Source organism: Cupriavidus sp. 05T41 (assembly GCF_056396525.1).
The window spans coordinates 89,312-112,132 of the sequence record NZ_JBFTLQ010000009.1; the positions used below are offsets into that span (position 1 = coordinate 89,312).

Consider the following 22,821-nt stretch of genomic DNA (forward strand, 5'->3'; position numbering starts at 1 on the left):
CGTGCCGTAGCCGAAGTCGTGGCGCAGGGCCATGAGGATGGTCCTGCCGCATGGCGCGCAGAGCGCGCAGCCGGTCCGCAGGCCGCGCGCCGCCGCAAGGCGGCCTACCCGCTGGCGCGTTCCGCCGAGGGGTTCGCTACCGGAAACGACAACTCCAGCACCGTCTCCCCGGGACGGCTGCGCGCGCTGACGCGGCCGCCATGCAGGCGCATGATGGTGTCGACGATCGCCAGCCCCAGCCCGGTGGAAGTGGAAGAGTTGCTGCGCGCGGGATCGCCGCGGTAGAAGCGGCCGAACACATGCGGCAGCGCGTCCGGCGCGATGCCCGCGCCGCCGTTGCCGACCCGGATGGTGGTGGCGGCACTGTCGGCCGTCACGCGGATGTCGACGGCGCTGCYGGCGGGGGCGTGTCGCAAGGCGTTTTCCACGAGGTTGGTCACGGCGCGCCGCAGCAGGGTCTGGTCGGCACGCACGATGCCGTGCCCGGCCAGCCGCACCTTGATGTCGCGGTCCGCGGCCACGGCCTCGAAATACTCCGCTACCTTGTCGAGTTCKGCGCGCGCATCCAGCGCGCGCACCTTCATGGCGACCTGTGCGTGATCGGCGCGGGCGAGAAACAGCATGTTCTCGATCATGCGGGCGAGGCGCTCGTATTCTTCCAGGTTGGACTCGAGCAGGTTTTCGTATTCCTGCACCGGGCGGCTGTGGCCGAGCGTGACCTGGGTCTGGCCGATCAGGTTGCTAATCGKGGTGCGGAAATCGTGCGCCAGATCGGCCGAGAACTCTGAGAGCCGGTGGAAGCTGTCTTCCAGACGGGCAAGCATGTCGTTGAGCGCGTCGACGAGCGCGCGCAGCTCGGTGGGTGCCTGCCCGGCGTCGAGACGCGTGGCGAGCCTGCTCATGGTMACGGCGGAGGCGTCTTCGGCCATGCGCCGCAGCGGCCGCAGGCCGCGCCGCGCCAGCAGGTAGCCAAGGCCGGCCGCCACCGCGGCCCCGCACAGCGTCGCCCACAGCATCTGCGACTGGTAGGCTTTCATCAAGGCGACACGGTAGCCGGCATCGCGCAGCACCACGATCTCGACGGTGCGTTCGCTATCGCCGAGCTGGCCCAGCGCGGCGATGCCGCGCGAGGCCACGCCGTTGCGGGGGTACCAGGTCCGCAGCAGCGTCTTGTCCGGCGCCGCGGTGGCCGGCAGCACCGGGAGTACCGGCACCGGCTCATGGCGCGGATTGAGCGTCACCAGGGGCTCGCCCTGACTGCCACGTACCAGCAGGATCAGGCCTTCGTGGCCGAGCGCGAGATCGGCGAAGCGATGCGTGTCGGCGCGGACCTCGGCTTCGGTGCTGACTTCGCGCAGCAGATGGCGCACCAGCAGCACTTCGCCGACCAGTTCGCCTTCGTCGCGCTCCTGCAACTGGGTAGCGAGCGCGCTGGCCAGGTAGGTGCCCACCGCCACCAGAATGGCCACGGTCGCCGCGCCATAGGCCAGCGCCATGCGGGCAGTGAGCGAAGCGGGCAGGCGCAGCACGGAACGCATCATGACGCCCGGATCATTGCGTATCCTCGTCCTCGAGCACGTAGCCCATGCCGCGACGGGTATGGATCAGCTTGCGGGGAAAAGGATCGTCGACCTTGGCGCGCAAGCGCCGGATGGAGACATCGACGACATTGGTGTTGCTGTCGAAGTTCATGTCCCACACATGGGAGGCGATCAGCGAGCGCGACAGCACTTCGCCACGGCGGCGCGCCAGCAATTGCAGCAGCGTGAACTCCTTGGAGGTCAGTTCGAGCTTCTGCCCGTCGCGCGTGACGCGGCGCTTGACAGTGTCGATCTGCAGGTCCGCCACCTCGATCAGTTCGCTCTCGCGCAGCGGTCCGCGCCGCAGGATGGTGCGGATGCGCATGACCAGTTCGGCAAAGGCGAAGGGCTTGACCATATAGTCGTCCGCGCCGAGCTCCAGGCCCTTGAGGCGGTCTGACAGTTCGTCGCGCGCGGTGAGGAACAGCACCGGCGTATCGCGCTCGCGGCGCAGCTCCTGCAACACCTTCCAGCCGTCCATKCCAGGCAGCATGACATCGAGCACGATGAGGTCGTACTCCTGCCCGCGCGCGTGGGCAAGCCCGTCCACGCCGTCGCGCGCGAGGTCCACCACGAAGCCGGATTCACCCAGGCCCTTGCGCAGGTAATCCCCCGCCTTGGGCTCGTCTTCCACAATCAGTATGCGCATTTCCATTCACTCCTGGCCAGCCAGCGGCTGTCCACCATCCCTCGCGCCGCTCGCAACACACCGACACGCTATACGAGGATTCGCAACGATGGCCGAAGATGTCAGCATTGTCATGTTGGCGTCATGGTCGCGCGGCTTTCAATGCAGGTACAATACCGCATCCATTTTCGCCCGGCCTCGATGAAACGCCTCCTGAGCTGCTTCCTGCTGTGTCTTGCCATGATCGCGCTGCCCGCACAGGGTATCGCGGCGGCAGTCATGATGGTGTGCAGCACGGCGCAGTCGATCCAGGCATCGCCCGGGGCGCTCATGCCGGCCGATTCGCCGGCCATCGACTCCATGATGCTGCGCCACGCCGCCATGAAGTCACAGGCGGAAGCGGCCCTGGCCGGCCATGCCGGCGCGCACTGCGAGGAAACGACGGCCGCGCCGCACGACGTGGACGATATGGCGGATGCCGCCGCCCACCCGGCCCATCCCGATCACCATGCCAAGAGCCACCACGCCGGGCACGGCGCCAACGGCACTTGCAGCGCATGCTCGGCATGCGCGCTCGGCGCGGTAATGCCCACCGTGCTGCCCGAACTCGCGCTGGCCAGCCACGGCCACGCTGCCCCCCAGGCCGCGCTCGCGGCCTTCTCGGGTTTTCTCCCCGCTCCCTCCGACCGTCCCCCCGCCGCACGCTGCTGACACCCGAGGTGCGTCMATCGCACGCTCGCTGAGGTTCGTCTTGCCCCGCGCCGACCATGGCGCAATCCACGAACACTGAGGTTGTCATGCATTTCGTCCGCTTTATGGCGGCAGCGTGCCTGCTGCTCGGGCCGGCCCTGTCATCGGCMCAGCCCGGCAGCGGCGCCAGCGCCAACGCCGCCTCCAGCCCGGCCGCGCCCGCCGATCCACTCGATCCCGGCGCACCCGTGCCGTCCTTGCCATCGCTGGACGTCCTGGCTGGCTACCTGCCATTCCAGGCCCAGGCCGTGGCGCCCTGGCGCCAGACCAATGCGCAGGTAGCACCAGGCGCGCTCCCCGCAAAGGCATCCGATGCCCCCGCAGCCACGCCAGGGCCGGCAGCGCCAGGCAACGGCGGCGGCAGCGCGTCCGCTMCCGGCGGCCACGCCCGCCATCACTGAGGAAGCCGCATGTTTCTMTCCATTCCAGGGTGCTTGCGGGCGGCCGTGGCTACTTGCGCCCTGCTGCTGGCCGGCTGCGCCAGCTTCAGCGACGACGGCGGCTTCGGCACTGCTGCCACTGCTGCGCGCGAACGGCTGGGCACGGACGCGCTGTGKATCCGCTCCGACCAGGAGCGCGCCGACGCCTACCAGCGCACCCGGTCGCTGCTGGCGCAGCCGCTMGATGCAGACAGCGCGGTGCAGGTCGCGCTGCTCAACAACGCTGGCCTGCAGGCCGCATTCGCCGAACTCGGCATCTCGGAGGCCGAATACGTGCAGGCCACGCGCCTGCCCAATCCCGGCTTCTCCTTCAGCCGCACGCGCCAGGGCGACGACCTGAAGATCGAACGCGCCATCGCGGTGGGCCTGGTCAACCTGCTGACGCTGCCGCTGGCGGCGCGCATCGAGCAGGACCGCTTTGCGCAGACCCGGCTGGCGGTGGCCGACAGCCTCCTGCGGCATGCATTCGAAACACGCAAGGCCTTCGTCAACGCKGTCGCCGCGGAACAGGCGGTGCGCTATGCCGAACAGGTCAGGCACGCGGCCGAGACCGGCGCGCTGTTCGCCCGCGATCTTGCGCGCGCGGGCAACGTCAGCTCCCTGGACCATGCACGCGAACAGGCCTTCTATGCCGACGCCACCACCCAGCTCGCCCGTGCGCGCCAGCAGGCGCTGGCGGCACGCGAGCAATTGACGCGCCGCCTCGGCCTGTGGGGCAGCGGCGCGCAGTACCGCCTGCCGGAGCGCCTGCCAGACCTGCCGAAGGCGCGCCCCGCACTCGCCGACCTCGAAGGCTATGCAGTAGGCAATCGCCTGGACCTGCAGGCCGGCCGCGTGCAGCTGGAGAGCCTGGCGCGTTCGCTCGGCCTCACGCGCGCCACGCGTTTCATCAGCGTGATCGACGTGGCTTACCTGCGCAACTCCGAAACGGCCAAGCCCACCGAAAGCGGCTATGCCATCAATCTCGAGATCCCGCTGTTCGACTGGGGCGGCGCGCGCGTGGCGCGCGCCGAGGCGGTCTATATGCAGGCGGCCAGCMGGCTGGCGGAAAACGCGATCAACGCCCGCTCGGAAGTCCGCGAGAGCTACGCCGGCTATCAGGCCCGCTACGAYATCGCGCGGCACTACCGCGACGAGGTGGTACCGCTGCGCAAGCGCATCTCCGACGAAGCCCTGCTGCGCTACAACGGCATGCTGCTCAGCGTGTTCGAGCTGCTGTCGGACGCGCGCGAGCAGGTCAACGCCGTCAATGGCTACCTCGACGCGCTGCGCGAATACTGGCTGGCCGAAACCGAGCTGCAGGCCGCGCTTGGCGGCCGCCTGCCMGACGGCGCAGGCGCGCCAGCCAGGCCACCGGCCGCAGCGGCTCCGGCGCGCCCGCCTTCCCTGCCCTCCGCACCGTCTTCCGTGGCCGCCGCCCGCCCGGAAAGCGCAGCCCTGCCCAAAGGAAACTGAACATGGTCACCCGACGACAATTCCTGCATGGCTCCGGCGCCGCCATGCTCGGCGCGGCGCTGGTGTCGCGCGCCGGCGCGGCGATGCTGCCCGAGGCACCGCTGCAATCGAGCACGGCCACGCAGCCGCCGCTGCAGCCCGCCTCCGGCAGGCCCTACAACCCGGTGGTCACGCTCAATGGCTGGACCCTGCCGTGGCGCATGCGGCAAGGCTGGAAGGAGTTCCACCTGGTGGCCGAGCCGGTCGAGCGTGAGTTCGCCCCGGGGATGAAGGCGCACCTGTGGGGCTACAACGGCCAGAGCCCGGGGCCAACCATCGAATGCGTGGAAGGCGACAAGGTGCGCATCTTCGTCACCAACAAGCTGCCGGAGCACACCACGGTGCACTGGCACGGCATCATCCTGCCGGCCGGCATGGACGGCGTGGGCGGCCTGTCGCAGCCGCATATCCCRCCGGGCAAGACGTTCGTCTACGAATTCGAGATGAAGCACGCCGGCACCTTCATGTACCACCCGCACTCCGACGAGATGGTGCAAATGGCCATGGGCATGATGGGCTTCCTGGTGGTGCATCCGAAAGACCCGGCACAGATGCGGGTGGACCGCGACTTCGTGTTCCTGATCTCGGCCTACGACATCGATCCGGGCTCCTACACCCCGCGCGTGGCGGAGATGACCGATTTCAACATGTGGACGTGGAACAGCCGCGTGTTCCCGGGCATCGACAGCCTGCCCGTGCGCCTGGGCGACCGGGTGCGCATCCGCTTCGGCAACCTGACCATGACCAATCACCCGATCCACCTGCACGKCCACCGCTTCGAAGTCAGCGGCACCGACGGCGGCTGGGTGCCGCCGTCCGCGCGCTGGCCCGAGGTCACCACGGACGTGGCCGTGGGCCAGATGCGCGCGATCGAGTTCGTGGCCGACAATCCGGGCGACTGGGCCTTCCACTGCCACAAGTCGCATCACACCATGAACGCCATGGGACACCAGGTGCCGACCATGATCGGCGTCAAGCAGAAGGACCTGGCCAAGCGCATGAACGCCCTGGTGCCGGACTACATGGCGATGGGCGAAGCCGGCATGGCGGACATGGGCGGCATGGAGATGCCGCTGCCGGACAACACCCTGCCGATGATGACCGGGCAGGGTCCGTTCGGGCCCATCGAAATGGGCGGCATGTTCAGCGTGCTCAAGGTGCGCGCAGGGCTCGGCCGCGACGACTATCGCGATCCGGGCTGGTACCGCCACCCCAAGGGCACGGTCGCATTCGAATACACCGAGGCAAAAGGCGCAGGCAAATGACCAGACCGATGAGCAAACTGAAATCCCGCGCGGCAGCCGCGCTGCTGGCCGCAGCGAGCGTCTTCGCATGGTCCCCGGCGTTTGCCGCGGGCGACCATGCCGGACACCATGCCAGCGAGGGCGGCGACGCAATCGGCCAGCCTGGCGATGCGTCCAGGGTCAGCCGCACCATTGTCATCGACATGAGCGACGACATGCGCTTCACGCCGTCGGAGATCGCCGTCCGCGCCGGCGAAACCATTCGTTTCCTGGTGCGCAATGCCGGCCGGCTGCGCCATGAGATGGTGATCGGCAGCGACGCCGACCTCAAGGCCCACTACGCCGCCATGCTGAAGATGCCCGAGATGGAACACGCMGACCCCAATGCCGTCACGCTCGATGCCGGCAAGAGCGGCGAACTGGTCTGGCACTTCACGCGCGGCGGCCGCGTGCCATTCGCCTGCCTGCAACCGGGCCACTTCGACGCCGGCATGCGCGGCCAGATCCGCGTGCGCTGATTACCCCGAACGCCAACGAACAAGGAACAAGGAACAAGGAACCGACATGAAACCCAGCACATCCMTGATCGCCCTGCTCGCGCTGCTGAGCGCCCCGGCCGCGCTGCCCGCGATGGCGGCCGACGCAACCGGCGCGGCCACCGCCAGCGCCACTGCCGCGGCACCGGCCCCGATGACCGAAGGCGAAATCCGCAAAGTGGACGCCGCTGCCGGCAAACTCACCATCAAGCATGGCCCTATCGCCAACCTGGACATGCAGGCGATGACGATGATCTTCCGCGTGCAGGATCCCGCCATGGTCGGGCGGGTGAAGGAAGGCGACCGGGTGCGGTTCAGCGTGGCGCGCGTGAATGGCGCGCTGACGATCACGGCGCTGGAAGTGGAAGCGGCGGCGCAGTAGGCGCGCGCGCCGTTATCCGCTGCCAGTCCCCCGGGCTATTCGACCCGGAAGAATTCCATCGACTGCCCGGCGTTCACCGCGCGCTGCAGCCATTCCGGCCGCTCCCCGGTGCCGTCCCAGCTCTGGCCGAGGGCGTTGCGGTAAAGGGGCGTGGCGGGCCTGGCGACCGCCAGCGATTGTGGCGCCTCCACGACCTCTGCCGCTTCGGCGTCCGGTTCGTCCTGCTCCTGCAGCGATGCGGGAAAGCAACCAGCTTCGACCAAATCTTCGAGCGTGAGGCCGTGGCGATCCATCTGCTCACGGACCCACGCCGCCGCGGCTACTCTGGCTTCATCAGACTCTGACATGACTTTCGTAATTGACTTTGCCGGCGAGGATGGGCCGGCAAAGGGAAGGAAGGGGGCAATCCGGGCGGGTCGAGCCGCGCCTGTAGGCGAGGATTTTACAGGGTCTTGCGCCAATGCTGGAGCAGACATTTCCTACGGCATATTTCACGGCCCTGCGCGCGCCGCCATGGCAGCATCCTTCACGCACCCGGGTGCACGTACCGCCCCATGCCGAGGCAGGCGGCGCGAACCCGGTTCGGCGTGTCCGGGTATACGCCAGGAAGGATGGCCCCGTAGGTCCACCTCCACCGCACCAGCCCGAACCGCCACTGCGCTGGCGAAGCCGCACAGCGGCGGCGCCGGCATGCGGCGTGGCCTGCGCCCGCCCGCGCATGCTTGCGCGTGCACTGGCTCAGGGCACCCACCAGTAACGCGTGACATGGAAGAAAATCGGCGCAGCGAACACCACCGAGTCGAGCCGGTCGAGCATGCCGCCATGGCCCTGGATCATATGGCCCCAGTCCTTGATGCCGCGGTCACGCTTGATGGCCGACATCACCAGCCCGCCGAGGAAACCCATCAAGGCAATCACCAGCGCGATCAGGCCGGCCTTCCAGGGCGATCCATAGGGCGTGATCCACCACAGCGAAGCACCCAGGGCGGTAGCGCTGGCCACGCCGCCGACAAAGCCTTCTACGGTCTTCGACGGTGACAGCAAGGGCGCGATCCTGGTCTTGCCGAACAGCTTGCCCCAGACATATTGCAGGACGTCGCTGCCCTGCACCACGATCACCAGGAAGGCGATCAGCAGCAGGTTGCGGTCCTCGAAGCCCGGGATCGGCAAGGTCAGCAGCGCAGGCACGTGGGATATGCAGAACACGCAGATCATCACCGCCCATTGCACGCCCGCGCAACGCTCGAGGAAGCGCGTGGTCTCGGCCGAGAGCGCTGACAGGATGGGCAGGATCAGGAAGGCATAGACCGGGATCAGGATGGAGAACAGCCCGTACCAGCTGATATAGACCAGTACATATTGGAGCGGCAGGAAGACAAAGAATGCGGCCACGATGGCGCGATGATCGCCGCGCCGGGTGGTGGTGATGGTGACGAACTCGCGCAGCGCGAAGAACGACAGCAGGTAGAACAGCACGATGATGGCGGTGCGCCCCAGCATGAACGCCACGCCGAGCACGCCGATCATCCACCACCACGCGGATACACGTGCGCCCAGGTTGTCGATCACCGCGTGCGGGCGGCCTCCGGCAATGCGCCAGCGCAGCACCGCCGTCACGGCGGAGGCCAGTACCAGCACGCCGAACACCGCGGCGAACAGCACCCACGTCTCGCGCAGTACGTTMGAATAAGATTGGATMATGGTCCCTACTCCAGCGCCGGCGCCAGCGACAGCAGGCCGGCACGGCAACGTGCCAGGAAATCGTCCTTGCTCTCTTGCTCGCCGAGGGTGAGCGGCTTGCCGAAGGTAACCGTGCACAGCAGCGGCACCGGCACGATCTCACCCTTGGGCATCACGCGGTTGAGGTTGTCGATCCACACCGGCACGAACTCGACGCTGCCGCACACGCGCGCCAGGTGATAGATGCCGCTCTTGAACGGCAGCAGCCGTTCATCGGTGGTATTGCGCGTGCCTTCGGGAAACAGGATCAGCGAATCTCCCCGCAGTACCGCTGTCTTCATCAGCGCGACCGGATCGGCAGCCGGGTCGCCACCCTGGCTGCCCTTGGTGCGGTCGATCAGCAGGGCATTGAAGACATCCCGCCCGATGAAGCGGCGCACGGCGGACTTGTCCCAGTAATCCGCGCCAGCCACCGGCCGCGTCAACGAGCGCAGGTCCGGCGGCAGGCAACCCCAGATCAGCACGAAATCGCCGTGGCTGCTGTGGTTGGCGAAGTAGATGCGCTGCACGGCTGCCGGCAGGCAACCGTTCCAGCGCGCCTGCATGCCCGTCAGCAGGCGAGCGAACAGGATGATGGCGCGTGCCACCAGCTTGGAAATCCACATTGCACGTTATCTCAGCAGGAGTAGCAACAGCGCCGCCAGCAATTGCAGGGCGGCCAGCACCGCGGCCCAGTGAAGCAAGCGCAGCGCGCCGCGGGCGCGCTCCACCAGATTCCGGCTGGCGGCGCCGGGGACGCCGGGCTTCAGCCAGCCCAACTGCCGCAGCGCGCGATCCAGTGCCGCCAGCGGCGCGCTACTGCCCGCCAGGCCACCGGCGTCGCTATCCGCCATCACATCGGCCAGCACCTTGAACAGCCGGCAATCGATGGTGACGCGCACGAGCAGCCACAACTGTACGGCGCCGGACAGGGCGGCCACGATCCCCAGCGCGAGATAGACCATGCCCGCCGGCGACAGCGTGCCGGCCAGCAGTACGTTGATCAGCGCCAGCACCAGCCCGGCCCATGTCARCCTGGTCGCGGCTTCCAGCCCGCCCGCGGTGGCCTGCGCCACCCAGTGCGCGGCGGCGGCATCGCGCCTGCCGCCGTCGTTCAGGCCGTCGTCATCCATTGCGCTCGCCATGGCCCGTTCCTTCCGAAGACTGCGCCGCCTGCCTGCGGCCGATGAAATCCGCCAGCGCCGCGACGCTGTCCGCGCGCAGCACCACTTGCGGTCGCCCCTTGCGCAGCAGGGCCAGCGGCTCATCGACGGCGCGCGCACCGGTGCGTGCGGCCAGCCAGGCCGCGGCCACCAGTGCGCTGCGCGAATAGCCCAGCGCGCAGCAGACCAGCACCGTGCGGCGCTCGCCATGCCAGGCTTCCAGTATGGCCACCGCTTCGTCCAGTTGCGCGGGCGGCGGCACGGTGAGGTCCAGCACCGGCACGCAGCGATAGGGGATGCCGGCGGGCGCGAGCCGCGGCAATTCCGCGGTCAGGTCCAGCACCGCCTGCGCGCCAAGCCGGCGCAGCCCGCCTGCGTCGGGGAAGCGGCCCACCCAGATACCGGGCACGATCTCGCTGGCCTGCKGCCGGCCGCGCGTCCACCAGCGCGAATTGGCAAAGGCGCCAAGCTGGTACGGCGCCAGCACCCACCGCGCCGCCATCGGCATGCTGCCGTCGGGCCCTTTCTGGAACAACGCAGGCAACCCCCGCCGGTAGATCGCTGCCACGCAGGCCAGCGCCAGCGCCAGCCAGCCAAGCAGCAACGCCGCCAGGGCCGAGGCTGGCAGCACCGCCAGCGCCAGCGCGCCGGCCCCCAKGGCGCCGGCGGCGTAGCGCACGGAAAGCTGGCGCGTGCGCACCCCGCGCCCGGCCACGCCCCGCCGCTCGCCCTGCCCCAGCGGGAAGAGGAAGACGCAGAACCAGCCCACMAGCCAGCCGGTCGGCAAATCGATGGCATGGTGCTGGTAGGTGGTCAGCACCGAGATGCCGATCAGCGCGAACCACACATGCAGCAGCCAGCGCCAGGCACCGCGCGCATGCATGGCATAGGCCACCCACAGGATCACCAGCAAGCTGATATGCAGCGACGGCGCCTGGTTGAACGGCTTGTCGAAGCCGCCCAACAGCGCAAACAGACGGCCCGGCAAGCCGTCCGCCGGCGGGCGCTCGAAGGCAAAGCGCAACGGAAACGCGATGAAGCAGGCCACCGAGATCAGTTGCGCCGCCAGCAGCCGCCTGGCATGCGTGATGAGCGCCGCGCGCGTGCGCCACAGGAAGAAGGACAGGCCGTAGAGCAGATCGATCGACCAGTACGGMACGATGCTCCACGGTACGAAGGGAATATGCCGTTCCCACCCGAAGTAGAAATACGGCACGTCCGCGCGCAAGCTGGCCAGCCAGTTGGCGAAGCCGTAGGAAGAGAAAAACAGCACGCCCATGGCGCAGAGCAAKGCCAGCGCCAAACCCCACGGACGGGTTTCGGCAACGTCCATGCGCGGCGCCGTGCCTGCGCTGCCGCCTTCGGCCTGCTGCTGGAACATCACGCGACCCTGCGCGCCAGGCTGACCGTGAAGATGCCCCACGGATCGATGCGCTGCGCGATCTTCTCGAAGCCCGCCTGGCGGACCAGTTCGTCCATCTCGGCCTGCGAGCGGCGCCGCATGACCCAGGCCGAACCTGCGCGGTGACTGGTCAGCGCGCGCGCGATGAACTCCAGCTGCGGATGCCAGGGCTGCCCCGTATAGACCAGGTAGCCGCCCGGCGCCACCGCCCGGGCGAGGCCGCCCAGCGAGCGCGCCACCATGGCGTTGTCGCCGAACAGCTCGTACAGGCCGGAGACGATGGCCAGCGTGGGTGCCGGGTCGAGCGCGGCAAGCCCGTCACCGTCGAATGCATCGCCCTTCTCGAAGCGTGCGATATCCGCCAGGCCCTTGCTGCGGATGAGTGCGCGGCCTTGCTTGACGTTGATGTCGCTGTAGTCGCGCAGCAGGATGCTCTGCACGTGCTGCGCGGCGGAGCCGTTGAACACCTTGGCGGCAAGGGCCTCGAGCACGTAGCGGCCGTGGCCCGCCGCGATATCGACGATCCGCACCGGCACGCCGGCGGCACGCAGGGTGCCGATGGCCTGGCCAAGCAACTCCTCGACATGCACCTTGCGCTGGCGGATGCCGCGCCAGCCGATAGCGTCCAGGTAGCCGCGGTCGATCAGCGGTCCGATCCCGAACCTGCCCTGCGCCTTGTTGCAGTAGACGTAGTCCAGCGTGGAGCCCGAGTCGAAACCGGTCTGCTGCCCGAGGCGTACGCCGTCCGACAGCAGGCCGCCGAACTTCAGGCCGGCCCGTGTCAGGGCCCAGTACATGCCGGCCGGGCCGGCTGCGGGCCGGCCCAGGCGGTCGGACTCGTCCTTGAAGACGCCCCTGCGGTCCGCATCGAGCAGCGAGACTGGCGCCGACGGCATCTCGAACTCGCGCACGATAAAGCGCCGCGCGGCCGTCACGGCTTGCGCCCGGTCGCGCTCGCCAAGGGTGTCGTGATAGAAGCCGTCCAGCACGATACGCTCTTTCACGCCCGAGCCAAGCCGTTCGAAAAAGGCGTCCTGTGGCGCGCGGTGCACCACCCAGTCGGCGCCCGAGATCAGCAGCTGCGTGGGCACCGTGATGGCGGCCGCGTCGGCCACGATACGCTCGGCGGTCTCGTAGAGATCGAGCAGGATATTGACGGCGATCGGGCGCGTGATGAGCGGATCCTGCTGGTAGCTGGCAACGCGCTCCGGATCGTGCGTCAGGAACCTGGCCTTGACGTAGCTGTTGACGAAGAACTTGCCGCGCAGCTTGTGCATCAGCTTCAGTCCAGGCCGTGCCAGCGGTATGTAGAGCTTGACCTTGAATGCCGGCGAGGCCAGCACCAGGCAGCGGATCCGTGGCGCGTAGTCATGCACCCAGGTGGACACCAGTACCGCGCCGACGCTTTGCGCCACCACGGCGATGCGGCTGACCGGAATGCCATGCACGGCGGCGATGTGGTCGACGAAGGTCTGGATATCGCGCACCGACGTCGCCAGGCTGGGACTGTATCCGCGCTCGCCCGGCGAACGCCCGTGACCGCGCGCATCCCATGCGAAGAAGGCGTGTCCCGGCAGGTCAAGCTCATCGACCAGGTGGGCGATGCGCCCGGAGTGCTCGTGGCCCYGGTGGAACAGCACCACGGCACCCTGCGGCGCGTCATCCCTGGCTGGCCAGTGGCGGTAGAACAGCGACTGCCCGTCATGGGTCTCGAACTGTGCCTCGACGGCGGAACGCCCGGTTTGACTGTCCACGTAGGTTCACTCCACGGGTTGGGAAGACGGTTCGGTGCGTGGCGGCTGCGTGCGTGCGCTGCGGGCCTGCGTGCCCTCGGCCACCCCGCGGCGTACCCGGTTGGCAATGGTCAGCAGCGACAGCACGGCCAGCAGCACAAATAGCCAGTGCGCCAGCGGGGCCAGTCCACGGCCGAGACCGACCCACAGCCCCAGCGCGCCCAGCACCAGGGCGCGATCGCTCTTGCCAAGCGGGCCGTCATAGCGGCGGCTGGCCCCGGCCAGCGGGCCGATCAGGCCCGCGCATTCGACAATCACCGCCAGCACGGCAAACACCATGACCTCGCCGGCACCGAACGGGGCCACCATGGCAAACGGCAGGATCAGCGCAAGATCGGAGACGATATCGCCCAGTTCATTGAGATAAGCCCCCARCACGCTTTGCTGGCCGTGTTCGCGCGCGAGCATGCCATCGATGGCATTGAGCGCCATGCGCAGGAACAGCCAGAGCGGCATCAGCAGGAATACGCCCGGAAGCCAGGCCAGCGCTGCCGTCAGYGCGCCGATCACCAGGGAGCCCGCGGCGGCGGCGAGCGTGACCTGGTTGGCCGTGACGCCACGCGCGGCAAGATGCTTCACCAAGGGCCGCAGCAGAGCCTGGAACTTCGGTTTGATCTGGTAAAGCGTCATGTTTGCGGCCGTTTCAGGCCTTATGTTTTCTGCTTCATCAATGATGGTGCGGCCGTGAGCCGCGTGCGCCCCTGTCTCCGAAGCGTCCAGAAGCGTCCAGAATCGTCCCGAGACACCTTCCCGTGTGCAGCACGCCCCACAATCGCGCAAGGATAGCGTGATTGCGCATTTCCGCMAATMATTAAKAATTTATGAGATTTTTGGCACATTTTMGACACGATTGGGCGCGGTACCGCCACGACGCGCACTTACATGATTGGAGAAGCGGCGCCGGATCGCAATAGAAGGAATGCCTGAGGAGCGTATTGCGCCAACCGCCCGGGAAGGACTCGGCCCGCGCGGCGGCGTCGCCGGGTGCAGCCACGCGGGCTGAAAGCCGGGATGATGCATGACAGCATTGTCATGCGGGGGTCATGTTGCCGTGGCCGCCGTCTTTCTAGACTTGCCTCCAAGGTCGATCGATGGCGATCGGCAAATCCTCGGAGAAGAACGATGCGTACTTTCAAGCAAGCCATGCTGCTCGCCGCCACGGCCGCCACGCTGGCCGGCGCGGCCGGTTTCGCCAGCGCCGCCCCGCGCAGCGTGGATCCCTACCTCGACGGCGCGGCCGCGGGGCAGCCGCGGGATGCAGGCGCGCAAGGCGTCAGCAACCACGGGACGCGCGACCCGTTCACCGATGGCGGCGGCAACATCAGCCCGCGCAACCCCTTCAGCGACGGCGCCCGCACCGGCCCGCGCKACAGCTTCACCGACGGCGTGTGAGCGCGCTCATTGCCGCCCGGCCCTCGCCGGCCGACGGCACGTGCTCAGCGGATCTGGCCGTAGATGCGGCGGGCCTGCTCGGCCGACGCTAGCGGGCGGCCCAGGGTCCGCGCGCCATCCGCAGCCTGCCCGACGAGCGCCGCGTTGCCTGGCGCGGTGCTGCCGTCGCGCAGCTTCAGGTTGTTCTCGAATCCCACCCGCACGTGGCCGCCGAAGGCAGCCGCGGTGGTCACGCAGGCATTCTCCTCGCGGCCGAAGGCGCAGATCGCCCACGGCAACGTACCGTCGAACACCTGCAGGAACGGCAGCAGGTCGCGCGGCGACGAAACCTGTCCGGCCGAGTACCGGCCCAGCACAAACAGCACCGACCACGCGCCCGGCGGCACCAGCCCCCGGGCGCGCAGCGCTTGCCAGCGCTCCACGTCGGCCGCGTCGTACAGGATGATCTGCGTCATCACGCGCTCCTGCGCCAGCCAGGCCAGGAACGCGGCCAGCTCGGTTTCGGCGATATCCGGCACCGCGATTTCGCGCAGTCCGATCGACACCGCCTCCGGACGCAGTTCGCGCACCATGGCGATCTGCTCGGCGGCGCGGTAGATGCCGGCCGCCTCGCTGGTCACCTGCACCAGCAACTCATCGCCCACCGCCTGCTTCACGGCGGCCAGCGCCTCGCGGTAGAGCTKGGCATCGAGGGAATGGCGGCCGTCGGGCTGGCGCACATGCATGTGCATCATGGCCGCGCCCGCGTCCAGGCAGGCGCGAGCCTCGGCCGCCAGCGCGGCCGCGGTGGTCGGCACCGCCTGGTGGTCGGCGGCGGTCTTGTACGCGCCGTTCGGTGCTACGGTAATGATCAGCGGCGAATCCGCCAGCAGGGCTTGTTCGGTCATGGTGCGCTCGGTATGGATGGCGTGTGCGGGATAAGGTCTAGGTTCGGATCAGGGCTCGATCGCGGGCAACTCGGGCGCGATCAGGTCGAGCCCCGCGCGCAGCAGCCGGTCATAGCGCTCCCGCTCGGCCGCGATGGCCTGCGGCGTCCACTGGTAGAAGCCTTCGCCGGTCTTCATGCCGTGGCGGCCGTCCGCCGCCCGCTCGGTCAGGCAGCGCGCCGGCTCGGCGGCATTGCAGAAGGTAGGGTACATGGTCGCGCCCGCCGCGGCATGCACGTCGATGCCGGCGTGGTCGCGCTGCATGACGGGCCCGGCCGCCAGGAAGCGGAAGCCAAAGCCAAAACGCACCGCCGCGTCCACATCCTCGGGCGAKGCGATGCCACGGTCGATCAGATCGAACGCCTCGCGTGACAAGGCGTGCTGCAGGCGGTTGGCCAGGAAGCCCGGCAGGTCCTTCTTCACCTTCACGGGCACCATGCCGCAGCGCCGCATGAACGCGATCAGCGCGTCTGCGCCAGTTTCGGCACTCCCCGCCCCCATCACCACTTCCACCAGCGGCACCAGGTGCGCCGGCATGAAGAAATGCAGGCCGAGCATGCGCTCGCGCGTGGCCAGGCCCTCGCCGATGGCGCTGATGGGGAAGCTGGAACTGTTGCTGGCGAGAATGGCGTCGGAGCGCGCCCGCTGAACCAGGTCGGCAAAGAGGGCACGCTTGATGTCCAGCCGCTCGGGTATGCATTCGATCACCAGGTCGACCGTGTTCCAGTCGATCGCATCAAGCGACGCAGCCACCGCCAGCCCGGACATGCCGGCCTCGGCGTCCGGTCCGATGGCGGCGAGATTGGCGCCGACKCGTGTCGATACGGCGGCGGCACGCCCGGCGTCCGGTTCCACCACGGTGGTGCGGCAATGTGCCCGCGCCAGCACGACGGCCACGTCGGCACCCATGGTGCCGCCGCCGACCACCACGGCGTGAGCCTTGCCGGGAGCGGCAAGCGGGAACGTTACGGGGGCGTGTGGCATGGCAGATCCTTTTCTATGACGGCTATGACGGCTTTAGGCGGGCGTTTTACAGTGCGAGCGCCAGTGTAGACAATCCCCTTTGATTGATGAATCAGATTTTTTAGATAAAATGATCTAAAAACGAGATCAATCCAATGAAGATCAACCTGTCGATGCGCGATGTCGAGACCACGCTGGTGCTCGGCCGGACCCTGAACTTCCGCCAGGCTGCCGGCCAGTTGCATCTTTCGCAGTCGGCCTTGTCCACCCAGATCCTGCGCATCGAGGAGTCGCTCGGGGTGCGCCTGTTCGACCGCACCACCCGCACCGTGCGGCTGACCGCGGCTGGCGAAGTCTTCATGCGGCAGGCGGCTGTGCTGCAGGCAGCCTTCCGCGACACCATCGACGCGGTCAGCGGCATTGCCAGCGCGCAGCGGGGCCAGGTCGCCGTGGCCGCCCTGCCCTCGCTCGCCGCACGCCTGCTGCCGCGTGTGCTGATGGCCTTCCGGCGCGACCATCCCAAGGTCGCGCTCAAGGTCTACGACACGCTCTCCGGCCCCGCCTTCGACCTGGTGCGGGCCGGCGAGGTGGACTTTGCGCTGACCGCGGCGGACCCGCAGCAGGCCKATCTGCATTACGAGCCGATGATGTCCGACCGCTTCGTGCTGCTGATCCCGGCCACGCACCCGCTCGCGCAAGGCAAGGGGCCGCTGCGCTGGGCCGATACGGTGGACGCCGAGCATGTGTCGATGACCCATCCCAGCAKCGTGCGCCAGTACGCCGAGTGGGCCTTCCTGCAGAACCGCATCCGCTTCCAGCCGGGCTTCGAGGCCGAGCACCTGGCCACCATCGCGGCCATGGTCGAATGCGGTTTTGGCGTGGCCGCGCTGCCGGAGATCGCGGCCGGCACGGTGCGCCAGCCCGGCATCGTCGAGCGCCTGCTGACCGCGCCGGTGACGGAGCGCTCGATCGGCCTGGTGACACCGCGCAACCGCAGCCTGTCGCCGGCCGCGACTGCGCTGGCGAGCGTGCTGCGGGCCCATCTGGCGCAGGCCGGTGGTGGCGTKGCGCAGGCCGGCTGAAGCCGCCCGGGCCAATCCGCAAGCAAACCGTACAGCGCTTGAAAGCGCCCGGCGATTCGGGGTATGGTCGGAGCCAGCCGCCGTCCAAGGATCCCGCAGTGACATCATCTCCAGCACCACCAGCATCAGCGCCAGAATCTGCGCCAGCACCAGCGCCGTACCGGGCCGCGCCAGCGTTGCGGAGTCGCGCTTGAATATCGTCGTCGACGTCCTGATCCTGGCCGGCGCCCTGCTGGCCATCGTGGCCGTGGTGCAGGTGGCCGCGGCCAGGCTGTCGCTGCCGGAATCCACCCTGCTGTCGGYCATCGGCATTGCCATCGGCGCGGGCTACGTGGCCATCGATGCCTCCGCCCCGCAGTTCGCCTGGCACTTCCTCCATCCGCTGATCGATCCGGCCCTGCCGCCCGAGGCCTATCTGTGGATCTTCCTGCCGCCGCTGCTGTTCCACGCCGCGCTGACCGCCGACGTGCGCAACATGCTGCCGGACGCGGCGCCCGTCCTGCTGMTGGCCATCGTGGCGGTGATMGTGGCCACCGGCGTGATCGGCCTGGTCACCGCGCTGGCCAGCGGCGCCAGCCTGGTGGTGTGCCTGCTGCTCGGCGCCGTGGTCGCCACCACCGACCCGGCCGCGGTGATTGCCATCTTCCGCGACGTGGGCGCGCCGGCCCGGCTGATCCGGCTGGTCGAAGGCGAGAGCCTGCTCAACGATGCCGCCGCCATTGCCATCGCGGGCGTGCTGGTCGCCATGCTGACCGGCCACGGCACCGAGGCCACGCTGGCCGCCGGCCTGCGCGAGCTGGCCTGGTCCTTCGCCGGTGGCGTGCTGTGCGGCATCGTCGCCGGGCGGCTGGTGGCGGACCTGCTGCCGCGCCTGGCCGGACTGGCCATGGCCGAAGGCGCGCTCACGCTGGCGTTGCCCTATCCGCTGTACCTGCTGGCCGAGCAGATGCTCGGCGTGTCGGGCGTGGTGGCCGTGGTATGCGCCGGCCTGATGGTCAGCGCGCTGGGCCCGACGCGGCTGAGGCCGCGCAACTGGCGCMACCTGCGCATGATCTGGGAGCAGTTCGCCGGCATCGCGGGAGCTGTCGTCTTCCTCCTGGCGTCCGTGCGCGTGCCGTCGATGCTGGCCGGGGTGACGCTGCACCACGGCGTGCTGCTGGCGGTACTGGTGCTGGCCGCGCTGGCCGCGCGCCTGCTGGCGCTGTTMGGCCTGCTGCCGCTGCTGTCCTGGCTCAAGCTGAGCGCGCCGATCAACGGCGCCTACAAGCTGGCGATCGCCTGGGGCGGCCTGCGTGGCGCGGTCACGCTGGTACTGGCGCTGGGCATCGCCGAGAACGACGCGCTGCCGATCGAATCACGCCATTTCATCGCCATCCTGGCGACCGGCTTCGTGCTGGTCAGCCTGCTGCTMAACGGCACCACGCTGCGCTGGCTGATCCGCCAGCTCGGCCTGGACCGGCTGTCGCCGCAGGACCAGGCGCTCCAGCGCCAGGCCATCCAGCTCTCCACCGAAGAGGTGGAGGCCACGCTCAACCGCATCGCCGAAACCTTCGGCCTGCCGCCAGCAGCCGCGCGCGAGGTCGCGCTGCAATACCGGCGCGAGATCGAGCTGGGGTCGGTGAAGTTCGATTTCGATAGCGCGCTGTCCGAGCGCGACCGCCTCAGCATCGGGCTGGTCACGCTGGCCACGCGCGAGCGCGAGCTGATCCCGGAATATGGCGACGGCGTGATCTCGGTCGCCAACCTCGATGCCATGGTGCACAACACCACGCGCATGATCGATGCCGCGCGCGAACAGGGGCGCCTGGGCTACAACCGCGCCGCGCGCCACATCCTGGATTACCAGCGCGGCTACCGCGTGGCGCTGTTCCTGCACCAGCGCCTGTCGATCKACCGGCCKCTGGCGCGCGCGCTGGCCGACCGCTTCGAGCTGCTGGTGTGCCGCCAGACGGTGCTGGAACGCCTGCGGCAATACAACCGCTCACTGCTCACGCCGGTGTTCGGCGCCCGCCTGGCCACGGTGCTCGACGGCGTGCTGGGAKACCGGACCAAATCGGTGCAGGGCGGGCTGGACGAGATGCGCGCCCAGTTCGGCAGCTACACGCTGGCGCTGGAGAAGCGCCTGCTGATGCTGTTCGCGCTGCGCAAAGGACAGCGCTCGCTGGAGGCGATGCGCGAGGAGAATGTGATTTCCAAGGAGGCCCACAACCAGATCGCCCAGGTGATCCTGCGGGCCTGGCAGGCCAACCTGCCGCGGCCACCGCTGCGCAGCGCGTGGGATGACGCCGCAGCGCGTCCGGCACCGCCGGCAGGCCCCGGCCACGCGGCGGCGCCGCCGCCCCGGCGCCAGCCCGAGCCTGAAACACGCGAACCCTATTAGTTCACAGGAAGACGATGTCTTCCTCCAGCGGATAGGCGGCAATGCCGCAACGTCGCACCGTCCGGATCAGCCTGATTGATTTGATTGGAAATACAGATCAGTCGATAGAAAAATTCTGATTCTTCTATCAAGAGGCGCCCCCTACACTCTGCCCTGACGAGCCGGGCGTCCCMGCGCTGCGACCGCAGCGGCCAGCATTCCAACTCATACCATCCCGGCGCAGGAGATCCCCCATGACTGGCTTCCGACGCTCTGTTCGCCGCAGCGTTTCCGCGCCCCGGCGCCATCTGTTGCTCAGCGCGCTGGCCAGCGCCGGCGCCCTGCTGGCGGGCGCCGCCTGCCMCGGCCTGGCTGCCGCCGCCGACTATCCCGCCAAGCCGATCCGCCTCGTGGTGCCCTACCCGCCGGGCGGCGCCACCGACGTGATCGGCCGCACCCTGGCCCAGCATCTTTCCACCGCGCTCGGCCAGCAGGTGGTGGTCGACAACCGCSCSGGCGCSRMCGGCAATATCGGCGSMGAGMTGGTGGCCAAGGCKCCCGCMGACGGCTACACCCTGCTGATGGGCGCGCTGACCAGCCACGCCATCAACGCGGCGCTGTACAAGAGCCGCGTGTCCTACGACATCGAAAAGAGCTTCGCGCCGATTTCGATCGTCGGCAACGTGCCGCTGGTGTTCGTGGTCAACCCCACCGTGAAAGCGGGCAGCCTGCCCCAGCTGATCGCGCTGGCCAAGGCCAGCCCCGGCGCCGTCACATTCGCTTCGGCCGGCAACGGCTCGCCCCAGCACCTGGCCGGCGAGATGTTCAAGCGCATGGCCGGGGTCGACATGCTGCACGTGCCCTACAAGGGCAGCGGCCCGGCCATGACCGACCTGATCGGCGGCCAGGTGCTGAGCATGATCGAAACCGTGCCGGCGGCCCAGTCCTATGTCAAGGGCGGGAAGATCCGCGCGCTCGCCGTCACCACCAGTGAGCGCGTCACCGCGCTGCCTGACGTGCCCACGGCACGCGAGGCAGGCCTCAAGGACTTCGAGGTGAACTCCATGTTCGGCATTGTCGCGCCGGCCGGCACCCCGGCCCCCGTGATCGACCGGATCAACAGTGAACTGAAGAAGATCCTGGCCGAGCCCGAGGTCAAGGCATCGCTGCTCAATCAGGGAGCGATCGCCACCTGGACCACGCCGGCGCAGACCCAGGCGCGCATCAAGGCGGAACTGGCGAAATGGACCGCAGTGATCAAGGAAGCCGGCGTCAAGCCGGACTAAACGCGGAACGAAAGCCGGCCGCAGCGCCCTAAATGGCGGCCGCACCGCCCCGGTGCCGGCCAGCCCACACGGACCGTGGGCATGTTGCAGCTCTTGACTCCGCGTCGAATACGCCTATGCTGACTAGCAGCGATGCTGCGGCGCAGCAGGCTCTGGTGCCGCCTGCGGAATCCCCGCAGGCGCCCGGCATCGCCCTCGGAGATTTTCAATGGCGCAACCCCCTCGCTCCACTTCTGTCGAAGCACACCTGGCGTTCCCGGACCCGTTTTTCGGCCTTGCCGACACATGGACACAAGCAGCGGAGAAGATCGGCGCACTGAACGCGCAAACAGCACAGGCTTTGTTCGCGGAAGGCGCTGAGTATGCGGCCGAAGCCGCGGCACAGCCGTTTACCTTCGGCACGTTCCGCCCGGAAATGGCCGATGTGATGGGCCAGCGCATGGCGGCCTATCTCAACAGCCTGAACGAAATCATCAACGCCGCCCAACTGCAATGGACGCAGGGGCTGCACCAGCAATTCGCCGCCATAAGCGGCAGCGACCCGTTCCAGTGGTGCCTGATGGGCCGCGACTTCCTGCCCGACCAGGGCAACGTGTTGCCGGCCATGGGCGACGCGATGACCAAGTGGGTCACGGCGTACCTGCCTGGCGCGGCGCCATTGCTGCCGGCCCCAKGCAGCAATKGCAGCGGCGCCACGCAGGCATCTGCTTAAGCGCTTGCCGCAGCCGCTCCGCGCTTGCCCTCCCGGCGGTCCTCCTCACTGGCAGGCCGTGCCCGGAACGGGCTTGCCGGAGTTGGTCGCACCCTGGCAGGCATCGCCCACGGCGGTGTCGGAGGACATGTTGCCGTAGGGCCTGAGCTTGCCGGCCACCGTGCAGCAAAAGCGTGGCTCGCTCGGGGCCGGCGCGCTCTTGGTCATGCGCGCCGAGGCCGGCGCCGAGCTTGCGGGAGGAACCTGGGCGGAGCGGGACGCCGCACTCCCGCCGTCGGTGCCATCGTCATCGGGTGGGGCGACGCACTGGCCCTGCTGACAAATCCGTTCCCCTTTGCATTGCATGTCATATTGGCAACCTGCCGCACCCGCGCGCAGCGGCAGCGCTATCGCCAGCGATGTGGCAAACAGCAAGCCCAGCGTTCTCATACACCCTCCTGCACAACCGCCAGCGCGCAATGCCCGCGCCAGGCATCGGCATGCCGTCGTCATGTGATTGCCGGCGCCGGTTGCCGTACTACGTCTTAAGCATAGCCACGCGCACAAGGTGCGGGAAACCTCGCCGCGCGGTACTGTGAGTGCCGTACCACCAAGCCACCCGGCGACGCTTGCCGCGCCTTGCACGACTGCCGGAGATGGCCTGCCGCGATGACCCGCGGCGCGCGCCAACACCGTTTCGGCACTGACCGTGGCCGTGCCGTTCATGCGTCGCGCCCGGCATTTCGAAGTCCTCAACTTCGCTTTCGTGGTCGCCTTCTGCGCCGGCGCACGCATGGTGCTCGACGGCATCGATGAAGCCGCCCGTCCGATCTGGGCGATGCTGGTTGCTGGCCAACGCCCTGATCAAAGCCGACGAAGCCCTCTATGATTCCAAGAGGACCGGCAAGGACAAGTACACCTTCCACCGGGACGCTGACGCGCGCCCGGCCACCACAGGCCCGGCGACCGAACCGGCGGACAGCCGGCAAAC

Annotated in this window: 24 protein-coding genes; 12 read left to right on the forward strand and 12 right to left on the reverse strand. The window is 68.5% G+C overall.

Annotation, left to right across the window (positions count from 1 at the left end; genetic code table 11):
• Positions 1-104: 104 nt before the first annotated feature.
• Both AC1DKV_RS07745 and AC1DKV_RS07750 read right to left on the reverse strand, forming a co-directional pair.
• Positions 105-1,541: a heavy metal sensor histidine kinase gene (locus tag AC1DKV_RS07745; RefSeq protein ID WP_477137555.1), complete on the reverse strand. Its 1,437-nt coding sequence runs from the start codon at positions 1,539-1,541 to the stop codon at positions 105-107.
• 10 nt (positions 1,542-1,551) lie between these two features.
• A complete protein-coding gene (locus AC1DKV_RS07750; protein ID WP_441616965.1) occupies positions 1,552-2,229 on the reverse strand; it encodes a heavy metal response regulator transcription factor in 678 nt (225 codons plus the stop codon).
• A 180-nt stretch (positions 2,230-2,409) separates the two neighbouring features.
• On the opposite strand from AC1DKV_RS07750, the gene AC1DKV_RS07755 reads away from it, so the two are divergent.
• From AC1DKV_RS07755 to AC1DKV_RS07780, 6 genes are all read left to right on the forward strand, one after another.
• Positions 2,410-2,919, forward strand: coding sequence for a hypothetical protein (locus AC1DKV_RS07755; RefSeq protein ID WP_441616967.1), 510 nt, complete (start codon positions 2,410-2,412; stop codon positions 2,917-2,919).
• Positions 2,920-3,005: 86 nt separating this feature from the next.
• Positions 3,006-3,359 carry a hypothetical protein gene (locus AC1DKV_RS07760; protein ID WP_477137556.1) on the forward strand — a complete coding sequence of 118 codons (354 nt, stop codon included), beginning with the start codon at positions 3,006-3,008 and terminating at the stop codon, positions 3,357-3,359.
• 9 nt (positions 3,360-3,368) lie between these two features.
• Positions 3,369-4,853, forward strand: coding sequence for a TolC family protein (locus AC1DKV_RS07765; protein ID WP_477137557.1), 1,485 nt, complete (start codon positions 3,369-3,371; stop codon positions 4,851-4,853).
• Between the two features lie 2 nt (positions 4,854-4,855).
• Complete coding sequence (locus AC1DKV_RS07770) at positions 4,856-6,157, forward strand: multicopper oxidase domain-containing protein (RefSeq protein ID WP_477137558.1); 1,302 nt, start codon at positions 4,856-4,858, stop codon at positions 6,155-6,157.
• An 8-nt stretch (positions 6,158-6,165) separates the two neighbouring features.
• A complete protein-coding gene (locus AC1DKV_RS07775) occupies positions 6,166-6,654 on the forward strand; it encodes a cupredoxin domain-containing protein (RefSeq protein WP_441616974.1) in 489 nt (162 codons plus the stop codon).
• Between the two features lie 46 nt (positions 6,655-6,700).
• A complete protein-coding gene (locus AC1DKV_RS07780) occupies positions 6,701-7,054 on the forward strand; it encodes a copper-binding protein (protein ID WP_477137559.1) in 354 nt (117 codons plus the stop codon).
• Positions 7,055-7,089: 35 nt separating this feature from the next.
• Here AC1DKV_RS07780 and AC1DKV_RS07785 read toward each other — a convergent pair whose 3' ends face one another.
• The 7 genes from AC1DKV_RS07785 to AC1DKV_RS07815 all read right to left on the reverse strand — a co-directional run bounded on the left by AC1DKV_RS07785 (position 7,090) and on the right by AC1DKV_RS07815 (position 13,761).
• Positions 7,090-7,401 (reverse strand): H-NS family nucleoid-associated regulatory protein, encoded by a 312-nt coding sequence (locus AC1DKV_RS07785; protein ID WP_441616978.1) that lies wholly within the window; start codon positions 7,399-7,401, stop codon positions 7,090-7,092.
• Positions 7,402-7,792: 391 nt separating this feature from the next.
• The gene (locus AC1DKV_RS07790) at positions 7,793-8,752 is read right to left on the reverse strand and encodes a phosphatidate cytidylyltransferase (protein WP_477137587.1); all 960 of its coding nucleotides are present in this window, start codon (positions 8,750-8,752) and stop codon (positions 7,793-7,795) included.
• An 8-nt stretch (positions 8,753-8,760) separates the two neighbouring features.
• A complete protein-coding gene (locus AC1DKV_RS07795; RefSeq protein WP_441616981.1) occupies positions 8,761-9,399 on the reverse strand; it encodes a lysophospholipid acyltransferase family protein in 639 nt (212 codons plus the stop codon).
• Between the two features lie 6 nt (positions 9,400-9,405).
• Complete coding sequence (locus AC1DKV_RS07800; RefSeq protein ID WP_441616983.1) at positions 9,406-9,918, reverse strand: hypothetical protein; 513 nt, start codon at positions 9,916-9,918, stop codon at positions 9,406-9,408.
• Positions 9,899-11,317, reverse strand: a complete 1,419-nt coding sequence (locus AC1DKV_RS07805; RefSeq protein WP_477137588.1) for a phosphatase PAP2/dual specificity phosphatase family protein — start codon at positions 11,315-11,317, stop codon at positions 9,899-9,901. Before AC1DKV_RS07805 ends, AC1DKV_RS07800 begins: the two co-directional genes overlap by 20 nt.
• On the reverse strand, positions 11,317-13,092 hold the full coding sequence (locus AC1DKV_RS07810) for a bifunctional alpha/beta hydrolase/class I SAM-dependent methyltransferase (protein WP_477137560.1): 1,776 nt from the start codon (positions 13,090-13,092) through the stop codon (positions 11,317-11,319). The genes AC1DKV_RS07805 and AC1DKV_RS07810 overlap by 1 nt, the downstream gene beginning before the upstream one ends.
• Positions 13,093-13,098: 6 nt before the next feature.
• On the reverse strand, positions 13,099-13,761 hold the full coding sequence (locus tag AC1DKV_RS07815; protein ID WP_441616987.1) for a CDP-alcohol phosphatidyltransferase family protein: 663 nt from the start codon (positions 13,759-13,761) through the stop codon (positions 13,099-13,101).
• A gap of 492 nt (positions 13,762-14,253) precedes the next feature.
• Between AC1DKV_RS07815 and AC1DKV_RS07820 the strand changes: the two genes are divergently transcribed.
• Entirely contained in the window at positions 14,254-14,523 is a 270-nt protein-coding gene (locus AC1DKV_RS07820; RefSeq protein ID WP_477137561.1) for a copper resistance protein CopQ, read from the forward strand.
• A 44-nt stretch (positions 14,524-14,567) separates the two neighbouring features.
• Here the strand turns inward: AC1DKV_RS07820 and AC1DKV_RS07825 are convergent, their stop codons facing one another.
• Together AC1DKV_RS07825 and AC1DKV_RS07830 are read right to left on the reverse strand one after the other, a co-directional pair.
• A complete protein-coding gene (locus tag AC1DKV_RS07825) occupies positions 14,568-15,410 on the reverse strand; it encodes a beta-keto acid cleavage family enzyme (protein WP_477137562.1) in 843 nt (280 codons plus the stop codon).
• A gap of 48 nt (positions 15,411-15,458) precedes the next feature.
• On the reverse strand, positions 15,459-16,433 hold the full coding sequence (locus AC1DKV_RS07830) for a 3-hydroxyacyl-CoA dehydrogenase family protein (RefSeq protein WP_441616993.1): 975 nt from the start codon (positions 16,431-16,433) through the stop codon (positions 15,459-15,461).
• Positions 16,434-16,567: 134 nt separating this feature from the next.
• Here AC1DKV_RS07830 and AC1DKV_RS07835 point away from each other — a divergent pair, with 134 nt between their 5' ends.
• The 4 genes from AC1DKV_RS07835 to AC1DKV_RS07850 all read left to right on the forward strand — a co-directional run bounded on the left by AC1DKV_RS07835 (position 16,568) and on the right by AC1DKV_RS07850 (position 21,851).
• Positions 16,568-17,494, forward strand: a complete 927-nt coding sequence (locus AC1DKV_RS07835) for a LysR substrate-binding domain-containing protein (RefSeq protein ID WP_477137563.1) — start codon at positions 16,568-16,570, stop codon at positions 17,492-17,494.
• 190 nt (positions 17,495-17,684) lie between these two features.
• On the forward strand, positions 17,685-19,874 hold the full coding sequence (locus AC1DKV_RS07840) for a cation:proton antiporter (RefSeq protein WP_477137564.1): 2,190 nt from the start codon (positions 17,685-17,687) through the stop codon (positions 19,872-19,874).
• Positions 19,875-20,107: 233 nt separating this feature from the next.
• Positions 20,108-21,139 carry a tripartite tricarboxylate transporter substrate binding protein gene (locus AC1DKV_RS07845; protein WP_477137565.1) on the forward strand — a complete coding sequence of 344 codons (1,032 nt, stop codon included), beginning with the start codon at positions 20,108-20,110 and terminating at the stop codon, positions 21,137-21,139.
• Between the two features lie 208 nt (positions 21,140-21,347).
• Complete coding sequence (locus AC1DKV_RS07850) at positions 21,348-21,851, forward strand: phasin family protein (protein WP_477137566.1); 504 nt, start codon at positions 21,348-21,350, stop codon at positions 21,849-21,851.
• Positions 21,852-21,896: 45 nt separating this feature from the next.
• On the opposite strand, the gene AC1DKV_RS07855 is transcribed toward AC1DKV_RS07850, so the two are convergent.
• A complete protein-coding gene (locus AC1DKV_RS07855; RefSeq protein WP_441649721.1) occupies positions 21,897-22,058 on the reverse strand; it encodes a hypothetical protein in 162 nt (53 codons plus the stop codon).
• Positions 22,059-22,539: 481 nt separating this feature from the next.
• Here AC1DKV_RS07855 and AC1DKV_RS07860 point away from each other — a divergent pair, with 481 nt between their 5' ends.
• The gene (locus tag AC1DKV_RS07860) at positions 22,540-22,719 is read left to right on the forward strand and encodes a hypothetical protein (RefSeq protein ID WP_441617005.1); all 180 of its coding nucleotides are present in this window, start codon (positions 22,540-22,542) and stop codon (positions 22,717-22,719) included.
• Positions 22,720-22,821 lie beyond the last annotated feature (102 nt).

Coding starts and splice junctions, on each gene's coding strand:
- AC1DKV_RS07785 (WP_441616978.1), bottom strand. CDS start 7,401: ATGTCAGAGTCTGATGAAGCCAGAGTAGCCGCGGCGGCGTGGGTCCGT.
- AC1DKV_RS07795 (WP_441616981.1), bottom strand. CDS start 9,399: ATGTGGATTTCCAAGCTGGTGGCACGCGCCATCATCCTGTTCGCTCGC.
- AC1DKV_RS07855 (WP_441649721.1), bottom strand. CDS start 22,058: ATGACCAAGAGCGCGCCGGCCCCGAGCGAGCCACGCTTTTGCTGCACG.
- AC1DKV_RS07755 (WP_441616967.1), top strand. CDS start 2,410: ATGAAACGCCTCCTGAGCTGCTTCCTGCTGTGTCTTGCCATGATCGCG.